Consider the following 20,821-nt stretch of genomic DNA (forward strand, 5'->3'; position numbering starts at 1 on the left):
TACAATAGCGTGAGAAGGATTTCCCTGCAAGCAAAACCGCCCCCTTGTTAGAGGTATGTCGTCTAAAAGCGCCATCCGTAAAGCAGCGGACCGGGACCTGCAGGCACGATGGTCATGTCCGGCGATTTCGCCTCGATGACGAATTCATAACTGAGCAGAAGCGTGCCCGGACGCATCTCGGCGGAGGCCTTGCGCCACAGCGCGGCCATCGCCGCCGGCGATAGGTAGGCGAACACCACGTCGAAGTCGGCGAAGTCGAGCCGCTCGTAGTCGCCGCGCACGAAATGGGCGTTCGGGCGGCCGATCGCGCGCAGCCGGCTGGCCAGCCACGGCAGCGGCGCCAGTTCGATGCCGGAAAAGGTCGAGTCGGGCCGGCGTTTGGCCAGCTCGAGCACCAGGCCGCCGAGGCCGCTGCCGATGTCGACCAGGCGCACCGGGCGCTCGGGCGGCAGCAGTTTCGCCACCTCGTCCCAGGCGCGCCGGCCCGACGGGAAGTACGGCACCTGGGTGCGGAAGGTCGACCAGTATACTAATAGCAGGATCAGGAAGCCGGCCAAAAACAGCCCGGACGGCAGCTGCAGTGCGGCGCCGGCCACCAGCGCCAGCGGGAACGCGAACTGGATCGCCAGCCACCAGGGGGCGAGCTTGCGCCACCAGCTGAGCAGCGCCGCGATGGCGCCTTGCACCAGCGCGGCGGTGAGCAGGCCGGCGGGCGCCAGCAAGAGCAGGACTATATAAGTAAGGGGAAGCGCGGCAAGCTGGATCAGCAGCGCGCGAACGGCGGGGGCGCGCATTACCGGCGCCGCAGAATGCAAAATGGGGTCAGGTCCGCAGGACCAGACCCCAGCTTCGTGGTGTTGCGCCCGATCACGCTGCCAGCAGCGCGGCGGCGGCGTCTTTCGATTTCTTGGTCTTGCCGGCGCGCGAAGGCATGTGGCACAGGCCGCACTGGTAATCCTGGTTCAGGTCCAGCCCGTTGACGACGAACTTGCCCTGACAGCAGGAGCACGCCGCGGTGGTCAGCATGTTGCTCTGGAAGAAGCGCACCAGGGTCCAAGCGCGCGTCAGCGACAGCAGCGGCTCTTCGCCCGGCTCCGGCGGCATTTGCTCGAGGTACAGCTTGTAGGCTTTCATCACCGCCTCGATGCCGGTGGCGCCGGCGTGCTCGACGAGAAACTTGTGGATGTTGATGAACAGCGAGGAGTGGATGTTCGGCTGCCAGGTCAGGAACCAGTCGGTCGAAAACGGCAGCATGCCCTTCGGCGGCGACATGCCCTTGAGTTCCTTGTACAGCTTGAGCAGGCGTTCGCGCGACAGCGTCACTTCGGTCTCGAGCAGCTGAAGGCGGGCGCCCAGCTGGATCAGCTCGATGGCCAGTTGAATTTCCTGGGCTTCCGTAACGACGCTTTTCTTGCTCATGTGTCTATTCCCTGTCGAATGCTGATCAATGCGAAGTACTGCGGCGGCGCGGCAAGAGCTTAAGCGATCTCTTCGACAGGCTGGCCGGCCATCAGGATCGCGGCGTGCGACTGGGCCAGGCTGCGGTCCTTGTTGTAATTGGTCAGCATGGACAGGATGGCTCCGTCATCGAATCGAAATCGGGCCAGCATCATGTTGCCTCCGGCCAGCTTCAGGATCTGGGCGTTGCTCATGCCCTGGATCAGGTCGGCGATCTCGGCGGAAATGCCGAGACGGAAAATCGCGGTGACCTTGTCAGCACGGATCATCTGTTGCGCGAGCATCAGGTAGCTCAGGTTCGCATCACGAATTTCCGCCATCATGTCGTTTGCAGTCATTTCCATCTCCTAGATCCGTTGAAAACTGGCCCGTTTTGTTATTGCCAGTGGGATACATTCTGACCGTACGGAAACTATCCGTGAATAGGCCGGGCTCTGTATTTTCGATAGGGGAATGGCGAACGCGACCCGTCCGAGTTTGTCTGACAAACTCGCCGCGATCACTGGCGCGCCCCTATGAGAACGGGGCGGAATTGACTGGTAGAAACTTCAAATAACTCGTACTTCGGGACAACTTTTTTCTGCTGCCTTGTACCGGTTACGTCAAACTGTTTGGAAACTTTAGGGTTTTTTTGAAATAAATCGAAATATTTTCCAAATTCCTTCAAGTTGGGATGAACTTCCCCGCTTCTTGCAACCTGTAACGGCCCCGGTTTCGGGAACTTGAGGGTTTTTTTGAAATTATTTTTGAAAACCGCTAAACCTGGGTCGGGAAAGCCGAAAACCAGGGTCTGACCCCGCCGGGTCAGACCCCACCCCTCGGCGGCGGAGGGTTTCTTTGTTAGACTGCCATCCTCACGCGCCAACTTGTCTATAAAAGGTACCGCATGCACTCTCCCGCCTTGTGGGACATCAGCCCGACGATCTCGGCCGCCACGCCGGTCTGGCCGGGCGACACCCGCTTCGACGCCGCGCCCACCTGGTCGATCGGCGGCGGCTGCCCGGTCCACGTCAGCCGCATGACCATGACCACCCACCTGGGCGCCCACACCGACGCGCCGTCGCACTACGACCCCGCCGGCCGGACGATCGATGCGGTCGGCCTGACTCCCTATATAGGCGCGTGCCGCGTGATCCACTGCATCGACGCCAGGCGGGTCGAGGCGGCCGACATCGCCGGCTTCCTTGACGGCGTGCCGCCGCGCGTGCTGCTGCGTACATACGCGAGCGCCCCGCAGCGGGAATGGGATCCGGAGTTCGCGGCCGTCGCGCCCGAGGCGATCGCCCTGCTCGCCGCCAAAGGGGTGATCCTGGTCGGCACCGACACCGCCTCGCTCGACCCGCAGGACTCGAAAACCCTCGACGCCCACCACGCCGTGCGCAAGCATGACATGGCGATCCTCGAAGGGGTGGTGCTCGACGAGGTGCCGGCCGGCGACTACGAACTGATCGCCCTCCCCCTCAAACTGGCCGGCATGGACGCCAGCCCGGTGCGCGCGATCCTGCGCCCCCTTACCAATAAAGACTCCGCATGACCACTCGCCAAGACTGCCTCGCGCTCGACGCGCAGGACCCGCTCGCACCGCTGCGCCAACAATTCGACCTGCCCGAAGGCGTGATCTACCTCGACGGGAATTCGCTCGGCGCCCGGCCCAAGGCGGCGCTGGCGCGCGCGCAGCAGGTCATCGCCCAGGAATGGGGCCATGACCTGATCCGCAGCTGGAACACCGCCGGCTGGTTCGACATGCCGCGCCGCCTGGGCGACCGCCTGGCGCCGCTGATCGGCGCGCGCGCCGGCGAAGTGGTCGTCACCGACACGACTTCGCTGAACCTGTTCAAGGCGCTGGCCGCCGCGCTGCACATGCAGAAGGACGGCGCGCGCCGCGTCATCGTCACCGAACGCGCCAACTTCCCGACCGATATTTACATCGCGCAGGGGCTGGCGTCGTGGCTGGACCGCGGCTACTCGCTGCGCCTGGTCGACTCGCCCGAGGAGCTGGCCAGCGCGGTCGGCGCCGACACCGCGGTGCTGATGCTCACCCACGTCAACTACCGCACCGGCTACCAGCACGACATGGCGGCGGTCAGCGCCCTCGCCCACGCGCACGGCGCGCTGGCGATGTGGGACCTTGCGCATTCGGCCGGCGCGGTGCCGGTCGACCTGCACGCGGCCGGCGCCGACCTCGCCGTGGGCTGCACATATAAATACCTGAATGGCGGCCCGGGCGCGCCAGCCTTCATCTGGGTGCCGAAGCATCACCAGGCCGCGTTCCGCCAGCCGCTGTCCGGATGGTGGGGCCACGCGGCGCCGTTCGAGATGTCGCCGCAGTTCGCGCCGGTGGACGGCATCGGCCGCGCGCTGTGCGGCACCCAGCCGATCGCCTCGCTCGCGCTGGTCGAATGCGGTCTGGAGATATTTGAGCAGTCAAGTATCTCCGCGATCCGCGCCAAGTCGCTTGCGCTGACCGACCTGTTCATTGCGCTGGTCGAAGCGCGCTGCGGCGGTCATCCGCTCGGGCTGGTCACGCCGCGCGAGCATGCGCGGCGCGGCAGCCAGGTCAGCTTCACGCATCCGCACGGCTACGCGGTGATGGCAGCGCTGATCGCGCGCGGCGTGATCGGCGACTACCGCGAGCCGGCCATCATGCGCTTCGGCTTCACGCCGCTGTACACCAGCTTCACCGACGTGTGGGACGCGGTGGAGATCCTGCGCGAGATCCTCGACGACCAAGCCTACGACATCGCCGCCACCCGCGGCGCCGTCACCTGATAGAGACATATATATGAGCGACGACCAAAAACCCGCGGCCGAGTGGCATGGCGCAAAGATGGATTTCAGCAGCGCGATGAGCTACGGCGACTACCTGGGCCTCGACCAGATCCTGCATGCGCAGCATCCGCGCTCGCCGAATCACAACGAGATGCTGTTCATCATCCAGCACCAGACCAGCGAGCTGTGGCTCAAGCTGATGCTGCACGAACTGCAGGCGGTGCGCGCCAACATGCGCGCGGGCGAACTTGCGCCGGCCTTCAAGATGCTGGCGCGCGTGGCCCGCATCATGGACCAATTGGTGCATGCGTGGGACGTGCTGGCGACGATGACGCCGCCCGAATACACGGCGATCCGCCCGTTCCTCGGCGCCTCCTCGGGCTTCCAGTCGCACCAGTACCGCGAGCTCGAATTCATCCTCGGGAACAAGAACGCAGCCCTGCTGTCGGTGCACACCCCGGTGCCGGAAGCGCACGCGATCCTCGAGCGCGAGCTGCACGCGCCGTCGGTGTACGACGAAGCGGTGATGCTGCTGGCGCGCAGCGGCTTCGAGATATCGCCGGAGCGGCTCAACGCCGACTGGACCCTGCCGACGCGCCACGACGAGTCGGTCAAGGCCGCGTGGCTCGGCGTGTACCAGGCGCCGGACAAGCACTGGGCGCTGTACGAACTGGCCGAGAAGCTGGTCGACCTGGAGACGGCGTTCCGCTTCTGGCGCTTCCGCCACGTGACGACGGTGGAGCGCATCATCGGCTTCAAGACCGGCACCGGCGGCACGGCCGGCGTGAGCTACCTGCGCAAGATGCTCGACGTGGTGCTGTTCCCGGAGCTGTTCTCGCTGCGCACCGCGCTCTGACCGCAGCGAGGGGTCTGGTCCTGCGGACCTGACCCCATTTTGCTAGTTACCCGATCGCTTCAAGCGCTTGCCACGATGTCCCTGATGTCGGCGCGCGCTTGGGAAGTCCATCTACGGAGCAGCTTCTGATTGACGCAATCCGAGGACTGTCCCGACCAGTTCGTGGAGCGCCGGGTCGAAGGCGTTGTATCTTGGGATCCACTGCGCCAGTTCGCTCGACGCCAGCAGCCGGGTAAGCGGCGGCCGATCCGGCGGCAGCGCCTTGGCCATGCGGTCGAGCGCCGCCATGTCGGGCGTGGGCAGCGGCGGCGGCTCGAAAGTATCGCCCCGCTCCAGCTCTGCGAGCCCCTGGCGCACCGATGCTTCGAATTCGGGCCCGCCCTTCCATCCATCCATGAAGTCTGCAGGATCGAGTTGTCCCAGCAGTTCCAGCGCCTTTGCCTCCCGCGCCGCATCGGAGAGCACTGGATCATCGGGAACTTCGATGGCGTCTATTTCGGCAGAGAGCTGATCGAGCGCCATATCCGCCAGACGCATCGAGTTCAGGTGCCGGATCCCAGCACGCGATTATGGACATTAGCACGGGTTTCAACTCCCGCCACTGGCGCAGCATTGATCCAATCCTTGAGAGTGAAATAGCAGTTGGTGGCGATATAAGCGGCTTCTTGCGGGGTCAATACATCGAGAACGGGCATGGCGAAACCTCCGCGCGATTATTGAAAGGACCTAAAGCACCTTGCTCAAGTCGAGCGACCAGATCTTGTCGGCCGCCGACTTCCGCTTGTCGTGCGTGCGCAGCCAGAGCGTTTTTTCGACGATCGCCCATTGGCGCAGGTTGCCGTCGTCGACTCCCAGTTTGACCACCTCCAAACCGTCGGGAAAACGCGAGGAAAATAACAGGATGTGGTTGTGCCGATAGACGTAGTTCCCGCTGCCCAGTCGAATCGCTCCGGTGCGGAAGTTGACGAGCTTCGCGCTGGCCGTCGCAGAGAGCGTTTCGAAGGAGTTGAAAGGCGGAGGTCCGGACATCTCGGGCTCGATCGTGTCAATGCGGCGAAACTCGTTGGTAGCTTGCGAATAGACGTAAAGCGCTTCTTTCATCGCAGGTGCGGTGTAGCTGACCGAAATCGCCACCCGGTCGCCCGGCAGGCATGACATCGCGACAGGAAAGTACATCAGCCACGATGCCTGGTCCGGGCCGAGCGCGACCGGACGCTCCCGGATAAAACGCGGCGGCGCATCCCGCGACAGTTCCCAGATATGCATCCGCGCCTTGGGATCGGACACAAGCGCCAATGCGGGCTGCCCATGTGCGGCCGGCACGAGGAACACCGGGCGGGTCTCGCCGGCGACTGCCTCGTCGCTCCATGCGCCGTCCGGTGGCTGACCGCGCAGTTGCAAGACGCGGCAATCCGATTGATTTGGTGCGCCGATCGCGGCAAGTGTCGAGGGGCCCGTTCGCTGCGCTTGCAACGACGAGCCCGCCTCGGGAGCGACCGAGGTCACCGGTGTATCGGTCTTCTTACCGCCAAACAGTCCGAACATGCCTGCTCCGCTTTTTGGTTCTAAAGGTCCGGCCGCCACCGCTACGACGATGGCGCCCAGAAATGAGAGACCGCATAGGATTGACGAGCGGTTCATGGATGTTTTCGGGAGAACGGTCTTTCAGGCTAGCCGAGCGCCATGAATGAGGCTATTAGCAGATCTGACGGGTTGACACGGCCCGCGGAGGAAGCGACGTACAATCATCGCTGGCGCTTCGACCGCGGGAGGATCTATGGATTGCGACGTATTGACACTGGCCGGCTTATGGAATTCCGGGCCTGGGCATTGGCAGACCCTGTGGGAGAAAAAGTACCCTGCCTGGCAGCGCGCGCCGCATCGCGACTGGAACAATCCCGAGCGCGACGAGTGGGTGGCGGAGCTGGACGCGGCGATCGCCGGCAGCAACCAGGGGCCGCCAATCCTGGTGGCGCACAGCCTGGGGTGCGCGCTGGTGGCGCATTGGGCGGCGTCGGGATCGGCGTTGAAGATCGCCGGTGCATTCCTGGTGGCGCCGAGCGATGTCGAAGCGGCGTCCTATCCGAAGGAGGCCGGCGGGTTCGCGCCGATGCCGATGCAGAAGCTGCCGTTTCCCAGCATCGTGGTGGCCAGCGCGAACGACGAATACGTGACGGTCGAACGCGCGCGGCAGTTTGCCGAGGCGTGGGGCAGCAGGTTCGTCGAGATCGGGGCGGCTGGACACATCAACGGCGCCAGCGGGTATGGGGAGTGGCCGGAGGGCGAGCAGATGCTGCTCGAGTTCTGCACGCAGCTCGGAAAATGAAAATGGGGTCAGGTCCGGCGGACCTGACCCCATACTTCGCTTACTTCGACAGCAGCATTTCGTTCAGGCGCTTGACGAACGTCGCCGGATCGGCCAGCGAGCCGCCTTCGGCCAGCAGCGCCTGGTCGAACAGGATGTGCGCCCAGTCCGCAAAGCCGGAGCCTTCCGCATCCTCATACTTCAGGCGCGTCACCAGCGGGTGGTTCGGGTTGATCTCGAGGATGGGCTTCGACTCCGGTGCGTCCTGCCCCGCCGCCTTCAGCATGCGCAGCAGGTTGCCCGACAGCTCGTGCTCGTCCGCCACCAGGCAGGCCGGTGAGTCGGTCAGGCGGAACGTGACGCGCACGTCCTTGGCCTTGTCGCCCAGTGCCGTCTTCATCTTCTCGACCAGCTCCTTGTACGAGCTCTCGGTCTCCTCGTGCTGCTTTTTCTCGGCCTCGTCTTCCAGCGCGCCCAGGTCGAGGCCGCCCTTCGCCACCGACACCAGCTCCTTGCCTTCGAACTCGGTCAGGAACGACAGCATCCACTCGTCCACGCGGTCCGTCAGCAGCAGCACTTCGACGCCCTTCTTGCGGAAGATCTCGAGGTGCGGGCTGTTCTTGGCCGCGGTGTAGTTGTCACCGGTGACGTAATAGATCTTCTCCTGGCCTTCCTTCATGCGGCCGATGTAGTCGGCCAGCGACACGGTCTGGTCGCCGTTGTCGTTGACGGTCGAGGCGAAGCGCAGCAGCTTGGCGATGCGGTCTTTATTGGCCGCGTCTTCGCCGATGCCCTCTTTCAGCACCTGGCCGAACTCCTTCCAGAAGGTGACGTACTTGTCCTTCTTTTCCTGCTCGTCGGCGTTGGCCATCTCTTCCAGCATGCCCAGCACGCGCTTGGTCGAGCCCTCGCGGATCACCTTGACGTCGCGCGACTCCTGCAAAATCTCGCGCGAGACGTTCAGGGGCAGGTCGGCCGAGTCGATCACGCCCTTGATGAAGCGCAGGTAGGCCGGCATCAGCTGCTCGGCGTCGTCCATGATGAACACGCGCTTGACGTACAGCTTGATGCCGCCGCGCTTGCTGCGGTCCCACAGGTCGAACGGCGCGTGCGCCGGCACGTACAGCAGCTGGGTGTACTCGCTGCGGCCCTCGACCCGGTTGTGGGTGTACGCCAGCGGCGCCTGGAAGTCGTGCGACACGTGCTTGTAGAATTCGTCGTACATTTCCTGCGTCACGTCGGCCTTGTTGCGGGCCCACAGCGCGCTGGCCTGGTTGATGGTCTCGAATTCGTCCTTCAGGACCGTTTCCTTCTTCTCCTCGTCCCACTCTTCCTTCTGCATCTGGATCGGCAGCGAGATGTGGTCGGAGTATTTGCGGATGATCGATTTGAGCTTCCACGACGACAGCAGCTCTTCCTCGCCGCCGCGCAGGTGCAGGATCACGTCGGTGCCCCGGTTCGGCTTGTCGATCGACTCGACCGAGTAGTCGCCCTCGCCGCGCGATTCCCAGCGCACGCCTTCGGAGGCGAAGGCGCCGGCGCGGCGCGTGTTGACGATGATGCGGTCGGCCACGATGAAGCCGGAGTAGAAGCCGACGCCGAACTGGCCGATCAGCGCCGCGTCAGCCTGCTGGTCGCCCGACAGCTTGCCGAAGAACTCCTTGGTGCCCGACTTGGCGATGGTGCCAAGGTGCGAGATGACCTCTTCGCGGCTCATGCCGATGCCGTTGTCGGAGATGGTGATGGTCTTGGCGTCCTTGTCGAAGCTGACGATGATCTTCAGTTCGTGGTCATTGCCGTACAGCGCGTCGTTGTTGATCGCCTCGAAGCGCAGCTTGTCGGCCGCGTCGGAGGCGTTCGAGATGAGTTCGCGCAGGAAGATCTCTTTGTTCGAATACAGCGAATGGATCATCAACTGCAGCAATTGCTTCACTTCCGCTTGGAAGCCAAGGGTTTCTTTTTCGGCGACTGCCATATTATTCCTCGTAAGAGTCAGGTTGAACGGATTTGGGCAATGTTGGGGTCAATACGGCCATTTCAAGAGGCGTTCTTGGGTGCAGGAGCGTACAATACCGCCTTTCTTCACCCAACCGCAGGAGCGCACATGACCATTGCCCAAAAACTCAAAGAACTCAACATCACCCTGGCGTCGCCGGCCGCCCCGGTCGCCGCCTACGTCATGTACGTGCAAACGGGCAACCTGGTGTTCATTTCGGGCCACATCGCCAAGAACGCCGACGGCAGCCCGAACGTGGGCCAGCTGGGCAAGGACAAGACCACCGCCGACGGCCAGGCCGCCGCGCGCGCCATCGCCATCGACCTGATGGGCACGCTGCAGGAAGCCGTCGGCGGCGACCTGACGCGCGTCAAGCGCATCGTCAAGCTGATGAGCCTGGTAAATTCGACCCCCGACTTCACCGAGCAGCACCTGGTCACCAACGGCGCCTCCGAGCTGCTGGGCGAAGTGTTCGGCGACGCCGGCAAGCACGCCCGCTCGGCCTTCGGCGTGGCCCAGATCCCGCGCGGCGCCTGCGTCGAGATCGAAATGATCGTCGAAGTGGCGTAATCCCGGTTTTTTGCAGCACCCGGGCGGCGCTTACCCAGCGCCGCCTGTCGAAAGCCGCCTATCCGGCGCGCTCTATATAATGGCCTGCTACCGCCGCGGCCGCTTCCTCTGTGAGACCAGCATGAAAATTGAAAATCCCAACCCGATCACCTGGCACTTCTCCGAACGCGCAGCGCAGATGCAAAGCTCGTTCATCCGCGAGATCCTGAAGGTCACCCAGCGTCCCGAGATCATCTCGTTCGCCGGCGGCCTGCCGTCCGCGGATACCTTCCCGGTCGAGGAGATGAAGGCGGCCTTCGACAAGGTGCTGTCGACCAGCGGCCGCACCGCGCTGCAGTACGGCCCGACCGACGGCTTTCCGCCGCTGCGCGAGTGGATCGCCAATTCGCTGTCCACGCCAGGCTGCAAGATCGCGCCGGAACAGGTGTTGATGACGTCCGGCTCGCAGCAGGCGCTCGATTTGCTGGGCAAGGTGCTGATCGACGAAGGCAGCCGCGTGCTGGTCGAAACCCCGAGCTACCTGGGCGCGCTGCAGGCGTTCTCGGTGTACCGTCCCGAATTCGCCTCCGTTTCGACCGACGAACATGGCCTGGTGCCGGCGTCGATCGAGGCCGTCGTCAAGGGCGCGCGCATGCTGTACGCGCTGCCGAACTTCCAGAACCCGACCGGCCGCAGCCTGTCGGTCGAGCGCCGCCTCGAACTGGTGGAGACCTGCGCCCGCCACAACCTGCCGCTGATCGAAGACGACCCGTACGGCGCCCTGAGCTACAACGGCGAGCCGTATCCGAAGATGCTCAACATGAATCCGGACGGCGTGATCTACATGGGTTCCTTCTCGAAGGTGCTCACGCCCGGCATCCGCCTCGGCTACGTGGTGGCGCCGCTGCCGCTGGTGCGCCGCCTCGAGCTGGCCAAGCAGGCGGCCGACCTGCACACCGCGCAGCTGACCCAGATGGTGGTGCATGAAGTGATCAAGGACGGTTTCCTGGAGCGCCACATCCCGACCATCCGCACGCTGTACGCCAAGCAGTGCCAGGCCATGCTCGACGCGATGGACGCGCACTTCCCGAAAGGCGTGAGCTGGACCCGTCCGGAAGGCGGCATGTTCATCTGGGTGACGCTGCCGAAGAACATCGACGCGATGCAGCTGCTGGACCAGGCGATCGCCGCCAAGGTCGCGTTCGTGCCCGGCGCGCCGTTCTACGCCAACGAGCCGGAGACCAACACGCTGCGCCTGTCGTTCGTGACGGTGTCGCCGGAGCGCATCCGCGAAGGCATCGCCATCCTCGGCAAGCTGATCTCCGCGCTGGTGTAATCCGCCGTAAGGGTCTGGTCCTGCGGGCCAGGCCCCTCCATCATGTTCACTACCTCTCGTCAATACGCAGAAGTAATTAGCGGTTGTGCGCCTGCAACATGAGTTCGTAACCTTCCGGCAAGTATTATTCCCGTACAAGACCAAAGCGGGTATGATTTTGACGCATGAACCTGTCCGCCGCAGTGCCTCCCCCGTCGACCCAGCGGCGTCCCGCGATCCTGATCGTGGACGACGCCCCTGATACCATCGGCGTGCTGCGGACCATGATGGCGCAGAAGGGCTACCAGACTTTCGTCGCCACCTCCGGCGAGCGCGCGCTCTCGATCGCCGAGCGGGTGCGCCCCGACCTGATCCTGCTCGACGTCGTCATGCCCGGCATGGACGGCCTGGAAACCTGCCGCCGCCTCAAGCAGCACCCGCTGACCGAAGCCATCCCCGTCATCTTCATGAGCGCGCGCTCCGACACCGACGACATCGTCGCCGGCTTCGACATCGGCGCCGCCGACTACATCGCCAAGCCGCTGCGCATGGCCGAAGTGTGCGCCCGCGTGCGCGCCCAGCTGCAGATGCGCGGCTCCAGCGAGGCCCAGAAGGAACAGGCCGACCGCCTGCGCCTGATCGTCAACGCGATGGACGAAGGCCTGATGGTGATCGAGGCGAACGGCCGCATCCAGTACAGCAATCCCGCCTGCGAACGCTATCTCGGTTACGGCCATGCCGAACTGGCCGGCTGCCAGATCGCCGACCTGCTGGGCGGTACGCTGGCCCAGGAATACCTCGACTACTTCGCTTCCTGCACCGGCAATCCGCACGACGTGCCGCTGGCCGGCGCCCGCGAAGTGCTGATCCGCCACCGCGACGGCGCCCTGCGCGCGATGGACCTGACGGTCACGCCGATGCTCGCCGAAGAGACGCTGTTCGTCGGCCTGCTGCACGACATCAGCCATCACAAGCGCTCGGAGACGGCGCTGCAGCAGGCCGCGCTGGTCGACTCGCTGACCCAGATCGCCAACCGGCGCCACTTCGACAGCTTCCTCGAGCAGGAATGGCACCGCGCGATCCGCAGCGGCCAGCCGCTGTCGCTGGTGGTGCTCGACGTCGACCACTTCAAGCTGTACAACGACACCCTCGGCCACGCCGCCGGCGACCTGTGCCTGCAGAAGGTGGCGGCCGCGCTGCAGTCGCGCGCGCTGCGCACCACCGACCTGGCGGCGCGCTTCGGCGGCGAAGAGTTCGTGCTGCTGTTTGCTGAAACCTCGCTGGCCGCGGCGACGGTGCTGGGGGAGTCGATCCGCGCGCTGGTCGAATCGCTGCAGCTGCCGCACCCGCGTTCGCCCACCTCGCCATGGCTCACCGCCAGCATCGGCGTGGCCACGATGGTGCCGACCCAGTTCGACCGCATCGAGCAGTTCTTCGTGGCCGCCGACCGCATGATGTACGCGGCCAAGGAAGCCGGGCGCAACCGCGTGATGGCGATCGACCAGGGCGGCCAGGCCTGGGAATCGGCCGCCTCGTCGCTGATCTGAGCTAGCGCGGCGCCGGGTAGCCGGTGATCTCGGCGATGCGGCGGTAGATTGGCTGCAGCCGCCCGTACATCTTGCGGTACACCTCGCGGTACAGCCGGTCGTAGATGGCCCGGTTGGCCGGCACCGGCTCGAACACCTTGCCCACCCGCGTCATCGCCGCCACCGCGCTGGCGAAATCCGGATACAGTCCGAGTCCCACCGCCGCATCGATCGCCGCGCCCAGCGCGGACGTCTCGTACACGTGCGGGCGCGCGGTCGGCAGGCCGAAGATGTCGGCCGTGAGCTGCATCGCCGCGTCGCTTTGCGAGCCGCCGCCCGACACCCGCAGCTGCGTGATCGGCACGCCGCTGCGCCGCTCGATGCGCTCCTTCCCCTCGCGCAGCGCATACGCCAGGCCTTCCAGGATCGCGCGGTACATGTGGGCGCGCGTGTGGACGTCGCCAAAGCCGATGATGGCGCCCTTCGCTTCCGGCCCCGGCACCTTGATCCCCGGCGTCCAGTAGGGCTGCAGCATCAGCCCCATCGCGCCGGGCGGCACCGCGTCGGCCAGCTCGTCGAACAGCCGCTCGGGCGCCACGTCCTCCTGCAGCGCGCGCGCCCTCTCATGGTGGCCGAACTGCTCCTTGAACCAGCTGACCATCCAGAAGCCGCGGAAGATCTGCACTTCGGTGCTGTAGGCGCCCGGGATCGCGGCCGGATACGGCGGGATGAAGCGCGTGACCTCCACATATTTAGTGCCAGTGGTGTTGATGGTCGCCGTGGTGCCGTAACTGAGGCAGCCGACGTGCGGTTCGATGCAGCCGGCGCCGATCACTTCGCAGGCCTTGTCGGCGGCGGCGGCCAGCAGCGGCGTGCCGGCCGGGATGCCGGTGGCGGCGGCGGCCTGTTGGTCGATGACGCCGATGCGGCTGCCCGGCGGCGCCAGTTCGGGCAGCATCGACGGTTTGATCGCCAGCGCCTGCCATTTCCAGTCGCGCTTTCCGGCCCAGCGATGGCGCTTGTAATCGAACGGCAGGTATGCCACTTGCGACGCGGCCGAATCGACGAAGCGGCCGCACAGGCGGTAGTTCAGCCAGCCGGACAGCAGCAGGAACTTGTCGGTCTTGTCCCAGACTTCGCGCTGCTCGGCGCGGATCCAGTTGATTTCGGCCTGGCTGCGGAAAGTGTCGATGGTGGCGGACAGGCCGGCGATGCGGAACGCGGCGCGCCACCATGGGCCGACCGGCGGCAGCGCGGAGGTGGTGCGCTGGTCCAGCCAGGTGATTGCGGGGCGCAGCGGCCGGCCATCGGCGTCGAGGTTGACCACCGTGCCGCGCTGGGTCGTGACGGCAACGCCCTGCACTTGCGCCTTGTCGACGCCGGGCTGCGACCACAGGCCCTGGCAGGCCTCGCATACCGCCCGCCACCAGCCCTCGGGGTCGTGCTCGTGCCAGCCAGGATGAGTAGCATGGTACTCATCGAGGTGGACCTGCGATTTGGCGACGATGTCGCCGTTCAGGTCGAACAGGACGGCGCGCACGCTCTGGGTGCCGTTGTCGATGGCGAGGATGGTTTTGGTCGGCATGTCTCTTATCGTTGTCGTGAGCCCGGGGTCAGGTCCGGCGGAGCGACGGGGACGCCTGGTCCCCGCCTTTGCCGTCGCGGTGGATAATGCCAGAGAAGCGGTGCGGGCGGCTACCGGCCCAGTCGATTTATCGGCGCTATAATGACAACGCTATGTCGCACCACGCTAACCCTGGTACCGCCGTGAACCCACAACTCGAAAAACTTCACCCCTACCCGTTCGAAAAGCTGCGCCAGTTGTTTGCCGACGTGACGCCCAACCCGGCCTTCACGCCCATCAGCCTTGGCATCGGCGAACCGAAGCACCCTACCCCGGCCTTTATCCAGCGCGCGCTGATGCACAGCGTGCAGGGCCTGGCCAATTATCCGAGCACCCATGGCAGCGATCCGCTGCGCGCGGCCATCGCCGGCTGGCTGGAGCGCCGCTACGCCGTGCCGCCGCTCGATCCCGCGACCCAGGTCCTGCCCGTCAACGGCTCGCGCGAGGCGCTGTTCGGCATCGCCCACTGCGTCATCGATTCGTCGAAGCAGGCGCTGGTCATCTGCCCCAACCCGTTTTACCAGATCTACGAAGGCGCGACCTACCTGGCCGGCGCCGACACCTACTTCGTCAATTCGGAACCGGCCCGCAATTTCGCCTGCGACTACGCCAAAGTGCCGGCCGACGTGTGGCCGCGCGTGCAGCTGCTGTATCTCTGCTCGCCCGGCAATCCGACCGGCGCGACCCTGTCGCTGGACGACTGGCGCCAGCTGTTCGACCTGGCCGACCGTTACGGCTTCGTGATCGCCGCCGACGAGTGCTACTCCGAGATCTACCACGGCAGCGCGCCGCCGTTGGGCGCGCTGGAAGCGGCGCACGCGCTGGGCCGGGCAAGCGGCGAGCATCCGTACCGCCACCTGGTGGTGTTCTCCAGCCTGTCGAAGCGCTCCAACGTGCCGGGCATGCGCTCGGGCTTCGTGGCGGGCGACGCCGCCATCCTGAAGAAATTCCTGCTGTACCGCACCTACTGCGGCGGCGCGATGTCGCCGCCCGTACAGGCGGCGTCGATCGCGGCCTGGGGCGACGAAGCCCACGTGGTCGAGAACCGCGCCAAGTACAAGGAAAAATTCCACCTCGTGACGCCGCTGCTGCGCCAGGTACTCGACGTCGAACTGCCCGACGCCGGCTTCTACCTGTGGGCCGATGTGCGCCGCAGCGGCCTGTCGGACACCGAATTTGCCCGCCGCCTGTATGCCGAATACAATGTGACGGTCCTCCCGGGCAGCTACCTGGCGCGCAGCGCGCACGGCATCAACCCGGGCGAAAACCGCGTGCGCATGGCGCTGGTCGCCGAAGTCGACGAAGGCCTCGAAGCGGCCCAGCGCATCGTCCAGTTTTGCACCGCCTTAAAAGCATCCTCCCACTAACACCAGAAACCATCATGACCCAACAACTGCAAAGCATCATCGACACCGCCTGGGAACAGCGCGCCGAAATCACTCCAGCCAACGGCAGCGCGGAACTGCGCGACGCGGTCGCCCACGTCATCGCCGGCCTTGACGACGGCTCGCTGCGCGTGGCGCAAAAAAGCGGCGCCGACTGGGTCGTCAACCAGTGGATCAAGAAGGCCGTGCTGCTGTCGTTCCGCCTTGAGAACAACAGCGTGATGGCCGCCGGCGACGCCATGCAATTCTACGACAAGGTGCCGGGCAAGTTCGCCAACTACAGCGCCGACGATTTCGCCAGGGGCGGCTTCCGCGTGGTGCCTGGCGCCACCGCGCGCCGCGGCAGCTTCATCGCCAGGAACGTCGTGCTGATGCCGTCGTTCGTCAACATCGGCGCCTACGTCGACGAAGGCTCGATGGTCGACGCCTGGGCCACGGTCGGTTCGTGCGCGCAGATCGGCAAGAACGTCCACCTGTCGGGCGGCGTCGGCATCGGCGGCGTGCTCGAGCCGATGCAGGCCAATCCGACCATCATCGAAGACAACTGCTTCATCGGCGCCCGCTCGGAGATCGTCGAAGGCGTGATCGTCGAAGAGAACTCGGTGATCTCGATGGGCGTGTACATCGGCCAGTCGACCAAGATCTACGACCGCGCCACCGGCGAGGTCACCTACGGCCGCATCCCGGCCGGCTCGGTGGTCGTGTCGGGCAACCTGCCGTCCGAAGACGGCAAGTACAGCCTGTACTGCGCCGTGATCGTCAAACGCGTCGATGCGAAGACGCGCGCCAAGACCGGCATCAACGAACTGCTGCGCGGTATTTAAGGAGCGAATCATGGCGATGGACCGCTTGTTCCAGCTGATGAAGGAAAAGAACGCGTCGGACATGTTCTTCGCCGTGAATTCGCCGGTGCACATCAAGATCAACGGGAACCTCATCCCGATCAACCAGCAGAAGCTCGAGCCGGAAAACATCGAGTCGCTGCTGGCCGAAGTGGCCACGCCCGAGCAGATGGCGGAACTGGCGCGCAGCAATGAGCTCAACATGGGCATCTCGGTGCCCAACCTGGGACGTTTCCGTCTCTCGGCGTTCCGCCAGCGCGGCAGCATCTCGGCGGTGTTCCGCTTCGTGCCGGCGAATATCCCGGCGCTGGGCGACCTCGGTTTGCCGCCGGTGCTGGCCGAACTGATCATGGAAAAGCGCGGGCTGATGCTGCTGGTGGGCGCCACCGGTTCGGGCAAGTCGACCACCATCGCCTCGATGCTGGACCACCGCAACGAACTGCGCGCCGGCCATATCCTGACGCTCGAAGACCCGATCGAGTACCTCTTCAAGAACAAGAAGTCGATCGTCAACCAGCGCGAGATCGGCAGCGACGCGCTGGACTTCGCGACGGCCTTGCGCAACTCGATGCGCCAGGCGCCGGACTGCATCCTGATCGGCGAGATCCGCGACAAGGAAACCATGGCGGCGGCGCTGGCGTATGCGCAATCGGGCCACCTGGTGCTGGCCACGCTGCACGCGAATAACAGCTACAACGCGCTCAATCGCATCATCAGCTTCTACCCGATCGAGAACCGGCCGGCGCTGCTGCAGGACCTGTCGTCGGCGGTGCGGGCGATCGTGTCGCAGCGGCTGGTGAGGTCAGCCGCCGGCGGCACGCGCCAGGCCGCGGTCGAGGTGATGGTCAACACGCGCTACGTGGCGGACCTGATCGAAAAGGGCGAGATCGGCCAGATCAAGGAAGCGATGGAGAAGAGCCTGTCGCCCGGCTCGCAGACGTTCGAGGCGGCGCTGCTGGAACTGGTGCAGAGTGGCCTGGTGACGCAGGAAGAGGCGCTGGCCAATGCCGACTCGGCAACCAACCTGCTTTGGCTGCTCAACAACGCCCCCGGCACCAAGGAAGCGCAGAAGGCGGAAGCATCCAAGCCTGCCGACGAAGGCCCGTCATTCACCGAGTTCACCCTCAATACCTGATCGTAGCGGAAGGGGTCTGGTCCTGCGGGCCTGCCCCATCTTTCATGCCGCCGCGCGTCAAAAACCCGTCGAAAATACCCACCCCGCATAGCCAATAGTTTCGGCCTCCGAAGCGATATATTTCGATCAATGCTTTAAATATAACTTTGGCAAAATTGTACTTATACTTGAGCGACCGCTCGGGCTGACGTACGCCATCGTCGACGAGACAACCTGTTTCCGCAGACTAGGAGGTCGCATGTTTGGATCCGGCGTGCTCGATACCGTCATCGGCCTGACGTTCGTCTTCCTGCTGGTGAGCCTGCTGGTCACCACATTCAATGAATTTATTTCGGCAATCCTGCTGTCGCGGGCGAAATGGCTCGAATACGGCATTCACCGCCTGATCGGCTCGAAGTGGGCGCTGGCCTTGTATCAGCATCCGCTGATCGAAAGCTCATCCCAGCGGTGGACCGCGCCTTCGCCGCTCAACAGATGGCGACGATTGATTGAGTGTTTGCCTGGAATGAAACGAACAGCCGTTCCCAGCGGTGCGGATGCGGAGGCCCAACTGCGGTGGCGCGGCGCCGGGCCGTCGTATATCCCGTCGCGAGCTTTCGCGAACGTGCTGATGGAGCTTCTCCAAGGCGAGGACAAGGTGGTGCGGGAGGCCGAACGCGCCTTGCAAAAGATGCTTCAGGATGCATCGATCGGCGCTAAAACCGCGGCCGCAATCCGGACCGAGGTGGCAAAATTCCAGGCAGCCCTGCCGCAGGACATGGCCGCCGAAGTCAAAAAGGTGATCGGGCCCTCCCTCCAGCGACTTTCGGCGATCCTCGACAGGAATGCGGAGGGCCGGATGGATGGATGGCTGGCGGAATTGGAAGCCTGCGCGCGCGACATGACCGACGCTGCCCTTTCCCCCACCCAGACCGGCCTGGCAAAGCTCGTGACGAAGGCCAGGAGCAGTTCACCCGGCTTGGCGCAGATCCGCGCGGACATGGTTGCAGCCATCGACGAACTGCCGAGCGGGGTGATTGGCGACATGCCCAAGGCCAAACTGAATCTGTTGCTGTCCCGCCTGGAGATGGGGTACAGCGTGGGGGACGCGATCGGCGACGCCCAGCAATTCATTCGCGGCCTCCCGGCCGACTACGTCCGCGAATTGATCCAGAACCTTCCGAATACGGGCGATGACGACCGCCTGCGCAAAACCCTGCTGGCGCTTTACGATGATGCCGCCAACGACGTCGAAAAATTCAAGCAGAACATCGAGGTCTGGTTCAACAATGCGATGGACCGGGTGGGCGGCTGGTACAAGCGGCAGGCGCAATGGGTGACCTTCGGGATCAGCCTGGCGGTCGTGGTGCTGATGAACGTCGACGCCCTCCTGATCGTCAGGTACCTGGACTCGAACCCGAATGTGGCGAAGGCGCTGGCCACCCAGGCGCAGGCCTTCGTCGACGCGAAGGCCAAGGAAACGCATGCCAGGGAACCCGCCGCGCCGGCTCCGCCCGTGGCCGGCGATAAGGTCACCGGCACATTGCACTTCAGCCCCGCGCCGAAGACTGCCGTCAAAGCCGTGTTTACAACGACGGAGGGCGGGACTTTCCGGCCCCCATGGGTTATGGTCGAGGCAGGTGCAACCAGCGTCCCTTACACGCTCGACACCGCATTTGCGGAAAAGCCGGCGAAGGCGACGATTTCAGCCGATATTCCTGACGCCGGAGTGACGCCCGACATTCTCGAACTGCAACCAAGTTATCCGGCCCAGCTCAGGCATATTCAGGAACAGCTGATGGGACTCAGGCTGCCGATCGGCTGGTCGCGCAATCCGACCCAGGCGGAACAGGACATGCACCTGGGCTTGGCGGATTGGGAGGACCGTTGGGAATACTGGGATGCGTTTGTTTTCCATTGGCTAGGCTGGCTGATCACCGCCATCGCGGCGACGCTGGGCGCGCCGTTCTGGTTCGACATGCTCAACAAGGTGATGTCGATCCGCTCCGCCGGCAAGGCGCCGGAAGAAAAATCGAAGTCGCCCGACGTTGTGCAAGCGCCGATGGCGCCCGGGCAGTCGCCGAAAGAGGCCAGCCGGCTCGCCGCCCTGGCCGAATCCGGGAAGCGTTGACGCGGCCATGCCGCGCCGGGCGAATCAGTCTCCCGATTCGCTCAGCTCGGCGATGCGCCGCTTGACGTCTTCCACCCGCTCGCCCACCTCGTTGATCGCCCGCGCCAGCAGCGCGCGCGAGACGTCGAGCTCCCTGGTCCAATACTCCAGCTCCGACTCGACCAGCACGTTGATCCGGTCGTTCGGCTGCGCGCCCGGCTCCAATGGATTGTCGCTCATGATTCCTCCAATCTGCGTGAAACGTCAGTCTCGCACGTTGTCAGCTTCGGTGACGCACTGGGCGCCTGCAAACGCACGCGGCGGCGACAGGAACGGGGACTCGGCGTCCCCATCGCTCCGACGGACCTGGCCCCGGCCTTTGGACCGCGCCGCAAATCAGGGCTTGAGCTTTCCCTCGATTGAGTCGTCCAGCGTCTTGCCGATCACCGCGCCCACCAGGATCTTCACGCCGGCCACCGCGCTGCCATGCTTGTTGTCCCAGTAGTAGGCGTCGGCCGGCGTCACCTTGATCGCCGTGATGCGCGGGTCGTCCTCGCCCTCGGTGAACCAGGTCTTCAGCACGAAGTTCCACAGCTTCTTGATGCGCGCCTTGTCGCGCGTGATGGTCGCCCTGCCCTTCACGGTCAGGAACTCCGAATGCGCCGATCCCTGGAAATACAACTGCACCGCCGGGTTACTTTCGATGGCCAGGTTCTTGTGGCTGTCCGACGCGCTGAGGAACCACAGGTCGCCGTTGTCGTCGACCTCGCGCACGCTCATCGGCCGCGTGCCGGCGGTCTGGCTGCCCGCGTCCGCCGTGCAGAAGAAACAGGTGTCGGCGTCCTTGACCATTTTCTTCAGCCGCTCGATGGCGTCCTTGCCGGCCAGATCCTTGTGGTTTTCCTCGGCTTGCTGCTTGTTGATCGAATCCATGGTGTCTCCCTGACTTGGTTTGTCCTGAACAAATGATAC

The 20,821-nt window shown here is 64.6% G+C and carries 22 protein-coding genes; 11 read left to right on the forward strand and 11 right to left on the reverse strand.

Translation table 11 applies throughout. From position 1 onward, the window contains the following. Window positions 1-62: 62 nt before the first annotated feature. The 4 genes from AC1D02_RS05250 to AC1D02_RS05265 form a co-directional block, all read right to left on the reverse strand. On the reverse strand, window positions 63-794 hold the full coding sequence (locus AC1D02_RS05250) for a class I SAM-dependent methyltransferase (protein WP_477314427.1): 732 nt from the start codon (window positions 792-794) through the stop codon (window positions 63-65). A gap of 73 nt (window positions 795-867) precedes the next feature. Beyond that, a complete protein-coding gene (gene flhC, locus AC1D02_RS05255) occupies window positions 868-1,419 on the reverse strand; it encodes a flagellar transcriptional regulator FlhC (RefSeq protein WP_477314429.1) in 552 nt (183 codons plus the stop codon). A 59-nt stretch (window positions 1,420-1,478) separates the two neighbouring features. Next, complete coding sequence (gene flhD, locus AC1D02_RS05260) at window positions 1,479-1,796, reverse strand: flagellar transcriptional regulator FlhD (RefSeq protein ID WP_477314431.1); 318 nt, start codon at window positions 1,794-1,796, stop codon at window positions 1,479-1,481. A 161-nt stretch (window positions 1,797-1,957) separates the two neighbouring features. Continuing rightward, window positions 1,958-2,350: a hypothetical protein gene (locus AC1D02_RS05265; protein ID WP_477314433.1), complete on the reverse strand. Its 393-nt coding sequence runs from the start codon at window positions 2,348-2,350 to the stop codon at window positions 1,958-1,960. Between AC1D02_RS05265 and kynB the strand changes: the two genes are divergently transcribed. From kynB to kynA, 3 genes are read left to right on the forward strand one after another with little or no spacing between them, the layout of a single operon-like run. Beyond that, a complete protein-coding gene (gene kynB, locus AC1D02_RS05270; protein WP_477314435.1) occupies window positions 2,345-2,992 on the forward strand; it encodes an arylformamidase in 648 nt (215 codons plus the stop codon). The genes AC1D02_RS05265 and kynB overlap by 6 nt on opposite strands. Beyond that, complete coding sequence (gene kynU, locus AC1D02_RS05275) at window positions 2,989-4,227, forward strand: kynureninase (protein WP_477314437.1); 1,239 nt, start codon at window positions 2,989-2,991, stop codon at window positions 4,225-4,227. Before kynB ends, kynU begins: the two co-directional genes overlap by 4 nt. 13 nt (window positions 4,228-4,240) lie before the next feature. Continuing rightward, the gene (gene kynA / locus AC1D02_RS05280; RefSeq protein ID WP_477314439.1) at window positions 4,241-5,083 is read left to right on the forward strand and encodes a tryptophan 2,3-dioxygenase; all 843 of its coding nucleotides are present in this window, start codon (window positions 4,241-4,243) and stop codon (window positions 5,081-5,083) included. 111 nt (window positions 5,084-5,194) lie between these two features. Here kynA and AC1D02_RS05285 read toward each other — a convergent pair whose 3' ends face one another. Genes AC1D02_RS05285 through AC1D02_RS05295 form a run of 3 tightly spaced genes read right to left on the reverse strand, consistent with a single transcriptional unit; the run spans window position 5,195 to window position 6,628 of the window. Continuing rightward, window positions 5,195-5,605, reverse strand: coding sequence for a hypothetical protein (locus AC1D02_RS05285; RefSeq protein ID WP_477314441.1), 411 nt, complete (start codon window positions 5,603-5,605; stop codon window positions 5,195-5,197). A gap of 20 nt (window positions 5,606-5,625) precedes the next feature. Then, on the reverse strand, window positions 5,626-5,778 hold the full coding sequence (locus AC1D02_RS05290; RefSeq protein WP_477314443.1) for a hypothetical protein: 153 nt from the start codon (window positions 5,776-5,778) through the stop codon (window positions 5,626-5,628). Between the two features lie 31 nt (window positions 5,779-5,809). Further along, window positions 5,810-6,628: a hypothetical protein gene (locus AC1D02_RS05295; protein WP_477314445.1), complete on the reverse strand. Its 819-nt coding sequence runs from the start codon at window positions 6,626-6,628 to the stop codon at window positions 5,810-5,812. 232 nt (window positions 6,629-6,860) lie between these two features. On the opposite strand from AC1D02_RS05295, the gene AC1D02_RS05300 reads away from it, so the two are divergent. Continuing rightward, window positions 6,861-7,409 carry an RBBP9/YdeN family alpha/beta hydrolase gene (locus tag AC1D02_RS05300; protein ID WP_477314447.1) on the forward strand — a complete coding sequence of 183 codons (549 nt, stop codon included), beginning with the start codon at window positions 6,861-6,863 and terminating at the stop codon, window positions 7,407-7,409. 40 nt (window positions 7,410-7,449) lie between these two features. Here AC1D02_RS05300 and htpG read toward each other — a convergent pair whose 3' ends face one another. Then, window positions 7,450-9,363, reverse strand: a complete 1,914-nt coding sequence (gene htpG / locus AC1D02_RS05305; RefSeq protein ID WP_477314449.1) for a molecular chaperone HtpG — start codon at window positions 9,361-9,363, stop codon at window positions 7,450-7,452. A 129-nt stretch (window positions 9,364-9,492) separates the two neighbouring features. On the opposite strand from htpG, the gene AC1D02_RS05310 reads away from it, so the two are divergent. The 3 genes from AC1D02_RS05310 to AC1D02_RS05320 all read left to right on the forward strand — a co-directional run bounded on the left by AC1D02_RS05310 (window position 9,493) and on the right by AC1D02_RS05320 (window position 12,795). Next, on the forward strand, window positions 9,493-9,954 hold the full coding sequence (locus tag AC1D02_RS05310; protein ID WP_477314451.1) for a RidA family protein: 462 nt from the start codon (window positions 9,493-9,495) through the stop codon (window positions 9,952-9,954). 121 nt (window positions 9,955-10,075) lie between these two features. Next, window positions 10,076-11,269, forward strand: coding sequence for an aminotransferase-like domain-containing protein (locus AC1D02_RS05315; RefSeq protein ID WP_477314453.1), 1,194 nt, complete (start codon window positions 10,076-10,078; stop codon window positions 11,267-11,269). A gap of 164 nt (window positions 11,270-11,433) precedes the next feature. Next, entirely contained in the window at window positions 11,434-12,795 is a 1,362-nt protein-coding gene (locus tag AC1D02_RS05320; protein ID WP_477314455.1) for a diguanylate cyclase, read from the forward strand. 1 nt (window position 12,796) lies between these two features. Here AC1D02_RS05320 and AC1D02_RS05325 read toward each other — a convergent pair whose 3' ends face one another. After that, complete coding sequence (locus tag AC1D02_RS05325; RefSeq protein ID WP_477314457.1) at window positions 12,797-14,359, reverse strand: FGGY-family carbohydrate kinase; 1,563 nt, start codon at window positions 14,357-14,359, stop codon at window positions 12,797-12,799. A 182-nt stretch (window positions 14,360-14,541) separates the two neighbouring features. Between AC1D02_RS05325 and dapC the strand changes: the two genes are divergently transcribed. The 4 genes from dapC (at window position 14,542) to AC1D02_RS05345 (ending at window position 19,870) form a co-directional block, all read left to right on the forward strand. Further along, window positions 14,542-15,765, forward strand: coding sequence for a succinyldiaminopimelate transaminase (dapC, locus tag AC1D02_RS05330; RefSeq protein WP_477314459.1), 1,224 nt, complete (start codon window positions 14,542-14,544; stop codon window positions 15,763-15,765). A gap of 14 nt (window positions 15,766-15,779) precedes the next feature. Next, entirely contained in the window at window positions 15,780-16,607 is an 828-nt protein-coding gene (dapD, locus tag AC1D02_RS05335) for a 2,3,4,5-tetrahydropyridine-2,6-dicarboxylate N-succinyltransferase (RefSeq protein WP_477314461.1), read from the forward strand. A gap of 10 nt (window positions 16,608-16,617) precedes the next feature. After that, complete coding sequence (locus AC1D02_RS05340; protein WP_477314463.1) at window positions 16,618-17,760, forward strand: PilT/PilU family type 4a pilus ATPase; 1,143 nt, start codon at window positions 16,618-16,620, stop codon at window positions 17,758-17,760. A gap of 238 nt (window positions 17,761-17,998) precedes the next feature. Next, window positions 17,999-19,870, forward strand: a complete 1,872-nt coding sequence (locus AC1D02_RS05345; RefSeq protein WP_477314465.1) for a hypothetical protein — start codon at window positions 17,999-18,001, stop codon at window positions 19,868-19,870. Window positions 19,871-19,894: 24 nt separating this feature from the next. Here the strand turns inward: AC1D02_RS05345 and AC1D02_RS05350 are convergent, their stop codons facing one another. Next, on the reverse strand, window positions 19,895-20,089 hold the full coding sequence (locus AC1D02_RS05350) for a DUF3606 domain-containing protein (RefSeq protein WP_477314467.1): 195 nt from the start codon (window positions 20,087-20,089) through the stop codon (window positions 19,895-19,897). Between the two features lie 156 nt (window positions 20,090-20,245). Then, a complete protein-coding gene (locus AC1D02_RS05355) occupies window positions 20,246-20,782 on the reverse strand; it encodes a pyridoxamine 5'-phosphate oxidase family protein (protein WP_477314469.1) in 537 nt (178 codons plus the stop codon). Window positions 20,783-20,821: the final 39 nt, after the last annotated feature.

This window comes from Massilia sp. P1_C10 (assembly GCF_056406475.1).